Raw genomic sequence first — 6,368 nt, 5'->3', positions numbered from 1 at the left:
CACTGGATATTGAGGCCCAGCACCAGCACGCCGTAGATCCCCACCAAAATCAAAAAGAAAATGCCGTAGCTCAACATCAGACATCCCCCCCACCCGGGGATCCCAGTAATCCTGTGGGTCGGAAGATCAGCAGCAATACCAATATGGTGAAGGCCACCCCGGTTTTATAGGCCGGGTTGATCACCAAGGTCGAGAATTCTTCCGCCAGGCCGATCACCACTCCTCCGGCAATAGCCCCGTAAGGGCGACCGATGCCGCCGAGAATGGCCGCTGCAAAAATGGGCAACAATAGCCGCCAGCCCATGGTGGGGTGCAGCCGGGTATCCATACCCAGGAACACACCTGCTGCACAGGCCAAAGCTGCGCCGATGGCCCAAGTCCAGAGAACGATTCGCTCCGTATCAATGCCGGTAATCTTGGCCAGCTCAAAATTGTCGGCCATGGCCCGCATCGCTTTGCCCACCCGTGTGCGTTGTAAGAAAAGATGCAGGGCCACCACCAACAGGGCTGTTCCCACCAGGATCACTGCCCAATCGGGCTTGATGCGCAGCTCTCCAAGCCGCCACGGCAACTGGATCCCGCTGCGGTACACCTGATTGTTGGGCCCCCAGATGATCTGCACCAGGCTGCGCAGAATCAGAGCGGTGCCAAAAGAAGAAATGAGCAAGATCACCGGGGCCTCCCGGCGCAGGCGGCGATAAATGAGTTGGTCGATCCCAACTGCACAAAGTACCGTGGCCAAAGCTGCTGGGAGCAGGCTGACCCCAATTGGCCAACCCAACCCAACAAATGTCAGGCCGAAGTAGGCCCCCAGGGTCATCAGATCCCCGTGGGCAAAGTTGGCAAAGCGCAAAATGCCAAAGGTCAGCGACACCCCAATTGCTCCCAGGGCGTAGATGCTGCCCAAGACAAGGCCGTAGATGAAAAGTTGCAACAGTTGGGTCACGCTTGCCCCCAAAAACACTTTGCCCTGATAATGCCACGGGTTTGCCGAGAGCGGGATCCGGCTCAGCGCAGCGGAAGGATACGGCTGATCGCGCCAGCGGGACGGAGTCCTAAGAAAGCTAGGGTAGGGGAGAGCGCCCACAAGGAAGAAGATCCATGCAGTCCAGGTCTTTGTCCATCCTCAGCTCCCTGGCAGCTTTGGCCCTGTTGAGCCTTGCCTGCGGAGCGCTGGAGCCATCCCCAGACAGGGATCCCACACCTGCGGATCCCATTCCCACTCCCCAGTTAATCTACGAAGACATCACCCTCACCCAGGCCAGACCGGATGGTGCCATTCTCTGGCGCTTACAGGCTCGCCTGGCCGAATATGAGTCCCCCCCAGAAAATGGTGCCGCTCCTGTGCAGTTGGGATCCGCCCATTTGCAGGCCGTTCAGGGGGAATTCTTCGACGAAGACAACCGCGCCATCCGCACCCGCGCCGAGCAAGGCTCTGCCTACCCCGGCGAACGACGTCTGGAATTGAGGGGTCAAGTCGAGGTGGAATCGGAGCGAGACAACCTGCGTCTGCAGGCCCAGCGGGTGGAATGGCTGCCGGAACAGCGCCTCCTCCAAGCTGAGGGCCAGGTGAAAGTGGAGCTGTTGGATGGGCAGGGATCCCTGCAGGGGGAGCGGCTGCTCGTCGACTTTGGCCAAGCCCAGATGCAGCTGGAGAACTGGGATCCCACTCAGCCAGTGCGGGCAGAGTACCGGGATCCGGATCTGGAGCTGGCTGCCAGCCGTTTTCTGTGGCAATTTGGCGTCGGGGAAGTGCAGGCAGTAGGGTCTGTAGAGGTTTACGCTCCCTTACAAGCTTTGCGCCTCAGGGGCGAGCAGTTGCGGGCTCCCCTGCCTCTAACCGAGTTGCGCATATTGGGCAACGGGCAAGCCAAAGCCGAGCAAACCGGTCAAGAGCTGCAGGCCCAGGAGATCCGCTGGCGCATCGGCTCCACCCAGTTGCAAGCCCGAGGCAACGTGCGCTACCGCCAGCCCGGCCAGGCTTTGACTGTCAGAGGCAACCAAGGGATCCTGGATTGGCAGGCCAACACTGCTCGGATCCAAGGCAACAGCCAAACCCAGCTCACTTTGCCCTGAGGAGGCGGTGGGGGAAGCAGAAAGCTGGCCGAGAGCATGGCAGGATAGGGATACTTTAAGAAACGTATCAGGTGGGTTGTGGTGAGTTTTAAGGACTCCGTCTCGCTGACGCAAACAGGATGTTTCCCCGCCAGGGCTGGCGCTGCTGCAGAACGCCCCAACATCCTGCTGATCGTGCTGGATACCCAGCGGGCAGATCGTCTCTCCTGCTACTGGTCGGAAGCGGAGCGTGCCCGCCAACTGCCCACCAGCCCCAACCTGGATCGGCTGGCTGCCGAATCCACCCTCTTCGAGCGGGCCATCGCCCCTGCCCAATGGACCATCCCCTCCCACGCTTCCCTCTTTACGGGGGAATATCCCAGCACCCACCAGACTGTCCAAGCAGATCTGGAGCTGAGCCCCGCCCTGCCCACCCTGGCAGAGCTGTTGCAGCTGAGCGGCTATACCACTGTGGGCTTTTGCAACAACCCTCTGGTGGGGATCCTGAAAAACGGCTTGCGGCGCGGCTTTGAAACCTTTTACAACTACGGTGGCGCTCTGCCCACCCGCCCTCCCGAAGGCACCCCCTTGCCCGCCCCCTTGAACCGCTGGCTGGCCGCCTACACCCAATTTTGGCGGCGGCTCTCCTATCCGGTGCAAAACGCCTTTGCCCGCTCCGACGCCCTCTTCCAGCTGGCGCTGCACCCCTGGTTTGCCTCCCTCTGGACCCGCCTGCTCAACTTCAAAGGCAACACCGCCGCCTCGATTGCCGACCTCAACCGCTACCTGCAGCAGATGGCCCGCCGCCGGTCGGATCCTAGAGCACGGCCCTTCTTTTGCTTTGTCAACCTGATGGAGCCCCATCTGCCCTACTGGCCGCCGGAGCCCTTTGTGCAGAAATACGCCCCCTATTTCAAAAGCAACCGCGAGGCCCGCGACTTTTTGCGCCAATACAACGCCCAGCCCTACCGCTGGATGGCGCCCCTGCCGCAGCCCCTTTCTCCACTGCAAGCGCAGGTGCTGCGGGATATCTACGATGCTGAGGTGGCCTACCAAGATCACCTACTGGGATCCGTCTTCGACACCCTGCGCCACACCGGCCTGGAGCAGAACACGCTGGTGGCCATCGTCGCCGATCACGGCGAAGGCCTGGGAGAACACGACTTCGTCGGCCACGCCTTTGTGGTCTACGAAGAGCTGATCCGCGTGCCCCTCATCCTGCGCTATCCCGGCCACTTCCCGGCAGGAAAACGCATTGCCACCCCCGTTTCCACCCGCCGCCTCTTCCATACCCTCCTGGAAGCTGCCGGCTTTAGCCCCAACCTTTCCCCCAACGGTGCCCCCTGTGTCAGCCTCAAGCTCCGCCGCGAGGTCGCCCGCCTCAGCTTGGCCCGCACCTTGGCAGGGGAAGATCCCGAGCAGGGAACAGTGCTCAGCGAAGCCTTCCCGCCCCACCTCCTCATTCGGGCTATGGAAAGCCGTAACGACAGCCTGCTGCGGGCGCGTGCCTGTTACGACATCCGCCGTGCCCTCTATGAGGGGATGACCAAGCTCATCCAAACGGGGGATCGTCCCAGCCTCTACAACTTGGAGCAGGATCCGGCGGAGCTGCGGGATCTGCTCTGGGTCGGCGACGGGGATCCTGTCTCCTCTCTCCCTGATGCTGATCCGCAACGCTGTCACGACGGGTCGGCGGGGGAAGCCGGCTGGCCCCAGGCTTGGCTGGCTCGCCTGCAGCAGGGGCTGAGAACGTGGGTGAGCTGGGCAGAGTCCCGGCGGCCTAGCACGGCTCCTCGCAAGGTGAATGTGGAAAGCGATGCCGACTTGGTGCGGCAGATGCAAGAGCTGGGCTACTTGGAGTAGGCAGGGATCCCGCTATTCCAGCCCTCCTTCCTCCTCCCTGTGATCCCGCACATAGCCGTTTAGATCGTAGTCATCCATGTCATCCATCTCCTCCGGATCCGCCGTTGGCCAATCCTCATTTTGCCCGCCGATAATCACGCGGCTGAGGCCGATGTATTCCAGGCTGAGGGTGCGCAGGGCGTTGATCAACACATCCAGCGCCATCGCATCGGCGGTGCCCAGATCAAACCAGCAGCGGGCCCAGTTGTCCTTCTCTTCCAGGGATCCCATGTTGTGCATCAGGGAAGGCAAGGGCTCCGATTCGTTGGGATACTCCAGATAGCTCAGATCCACCTCGGCCTCTTGGGCCACCAGACGCTCGGCGTTAAATCCGCCCAGCTTGCCCAACACGTACCATGACTCCAGCACCTCGTTGAGGTACTCCAGCTCAGCTTCGACCGGCGGCTCGGCAAACTCAAACCAGATCCACAGATTTCCCGGATCGCACTCGCGAAACTCCACTTGCATGGACAGTTCCTCTGCTGCGGCCTAGCCTTTGATCATAGTCCGGCTCTGCTCGCCCGTTGGTCTGGGAATCCGTCCGTCAACACATCTTGCGGGCAGGGTGACTGCACAGAGCCGTGGGATCCCTCCTGCCTATGCCGAAGGACTCCATCCAAGTAGCGCGAACGGCGGTTATGAGGGACGCAGCGCAAGCGATCGCAGGGAAGCCAGTGGCAACCAGAGGGCTCTAAAGCATCCTATACTGTTGCGGCTGTCCGAATCACGAGGAACCTGCCGCTTATGTCTGAGCTTCTCCCTTTGCCTTCCCTCCAAGACCGGGTGGCTGTGGTCACCGGAGCCAGCCGGGGCATTGGCCGGGCGATTGCCCTGCACCTGGGGGCCATTGGAGCAAAAGTGGCGATCAACTACGCCCGCTCCGCTGCCGAAGCCGAGTCCCTGGTGGAGGAGATCGCGGCCCTGGGGGGAGAAGGGATCCCTGTGGCCGCCGATGTGTCTTGCCCAGAGGCGGTGGAGAGCCTGTTTGCCCAGGTGATGGAGCGGTGGGGTCGGGTGGATGTGCTGGTGAACAATGCCGGCATGGCCCGCGACACCCTGCTGCTGCGCATGAAGCCAGAAGATTGGCAGGCGGTGCTGGATCTCAACCTGACGGGGGTCTTTCTCTGCCTAAAGGCAGCCGCCAAGATCATGGTGAAGCAGCGCCAGGGGCGCATCATCAACATCACCTCGGTGGTGGGCTTGGTGGGCAATGCCGGCCAGGCCAACTACAGCGCCGCCAAAGCAGGGGTGGTGGGCCTCACCAAGACAGCAGCTCGCGAGCTGGCCAGCCGCAACATCACCGTCAACGCCGTGGCACCGGGGTTCATCACCACCCAAATGACCGAAAAACTGGATCCTGGCCCGATTTTGGCGCAGATCCCCCTGGGGCGACTGGGATCCCCGGCAGAAGTGGCGGGGCTGGTGCGTTTTTTGGCGGCAGATCCGGCGGCGGCCTACATCACGGGACAGGTTTTTGCCATCGATGGTGGCATGGTGATGAGCTAGGCACTCTACCACGCCAGGGCTAGGCCATCGGCACGGGGTTCGGAAGCCGCAATGAAGTGATCCCCATCCCGCAAGAGGATCTGTCCCCGGCCAAAAAGACCGCAATCCTCTTCTGCGTCCACCACCTGCACTGCATGGCCGCGGGCGGAGAGTTCGCGCACCACCTGGGGCGGCACCGTGCTCTCCAGCGCCACCTGCGGGATCCCCTGATCCCACAGCACTCGCCAGCGGGGCGCATCCAGAGCCGCCTGGGGGTTCAGGCCGTAATCCACCAAATTCACCACCACCTGCACATGGCCTTGGGGCTGCATTGCCCCCCCCATGACACCAAAAGGGCCGAGGGGGATCCCTTCTTTAGATAGAAAGGCGGGGATAATCGTGTGGTAGGGGCGCTTGCGGGGGCCCACCTGGTTGGGATGGCCGGGCTCCAGGGTGAAACCGGTGCCGCGATTGTGCAGGGCAATGCCCGTGCCCGGAACCAGCAGACCACTGCCGAAGCCATCGAAATTCGACTGAATCAAAGACACCATCAACTCACCATCAGCTGCAGCCAGGTAAACCGTTCCCCCCTCCGGCAGCCCTGGCTGGGCCAGGGGGATCGCCTCCCTCCCGATCAACTGCCGCCGCCGCTGTGCATAAGCCTTATCCAGCATCTGGGCAGGACTGACCCGCACATACTCCGGATCCGCCACCTGTCGGCTCACATCGGCAAAGGCCAGCTTCATTGCCTCAATCTGCAGGTGATAGCGCTCGCCGGCATCGTAGGAGATCCGACCCAGCTCAAAACCCTCCAAAAGGTTGAGCGCCATCAAAGCGGCAATGCCCTGCCCGTTGGGGGGGATCTCCCAGACGGTGTAGCCGCGGTAATCTGTATGGATGGGTTCCACCCAATCGGCCTGGTGCTG

6 protein-coding genes are annotated in these 6,368 nt (G+C 61.9%); 3 read left to right on the top strand and 3 right to left on the bottom strand.

Translation table 11 applies throughout. The annotated features are described in order from the left end of the window. Nucleotides 1-76: 76 nt before the first annotated feature. Nucleotides 77-946, bottom strand: coding sequence for a branched-chain amino acid ABC transporter permease (locus tag NW837_RS10470; protein WP_414331327.1), 870 nt, complete (start codon nt 944-946; stop codon nt 77-79). A 155-nt stretch (nt 947-1,101) separates the two neighbouring features. Here NW837_RS10470 and lptC point away from each other — a divergent pair, with 155 nt between their 5' ends. Then, nucleotides 1,102-2,076, top strand: coding sequence for an LPS export ABC transporter periplasmic protein LptC (gene lptC, locus NW837_RS10465; RefSeq protein ID WP_414331325.1), 975 nt, complete (start codon nt 1,102-1,104; stop codon nt 2,074-2,076). An 81-nt stretch (nt 2,077-2,157) separates the two neighbouring features. Further along, nucleotides 2,158-3,918: a sulfatase gene (locus tag NW837_RS10460; RefSeq protein ID WP_414331322.1), complete on the top strand. Its 1,761-nt coding sequence runs from the start codon at nt 2,158-2,160 to the stop codon at nt 3,916-3,918. Nucleotides 3,919-3,930: 12 nt separating this feature from the next. On the opposite strand, the gene NW837_RS10455 is transcribed toward NW837_RS10460, so the two are convergent. After that, nucleotides 3,931-4,425 carry a DUF3531 family protein gene (locus NW837_RS10455; protein WP_414331319.1) on the bottom strand — a complete coding sequence of 165 codons (495 nt, stop codon included), beginning with the start codon at nt 4,423-4,425 and terminating at the stop codon, nt 3,931-3,933. Between the two features lie 276 nt (nt 4,426-4,701). Between NW837_RS10455 and fabG the strand changes: the two genes are divergently transcribed. Next, complete coding sequence (gene fabG, locus NW837_RS10450; protein WP_011433672.1) at nt 4,702-5,463, top strand: 3-oxoacyl-[acyl-carrier-protein] reductase; 762 nt, start codon at nt 4,702-4,704, stop codon at nt 5,461-5,463. Between the two features lie 5 nt (nt 5,464-5,468). Here fabG and NW837_RS10445 read toward each other — a convergent pair. Beyond that, the coding region (locus tag NW837_RS10445; protein WP_414331316.1) for a gamma-glutamyltransferase family protein at nt 5,469-6,368 on the bottom strand (900 nt) is incomplete at its 5' end.

The sequence above is a fragment of the Synechococcus sp. R6-10 genome (genome assembly GCF_047461815.1).
Lineage (GTDB): Bacteria > Cyanobacteriota > Cyanobacteriia > Thermostichales > Thermostichaceae > Thermostichus.
This window is presented reverse-complemented; position numbering and strand designations above follow the sequence as displayed.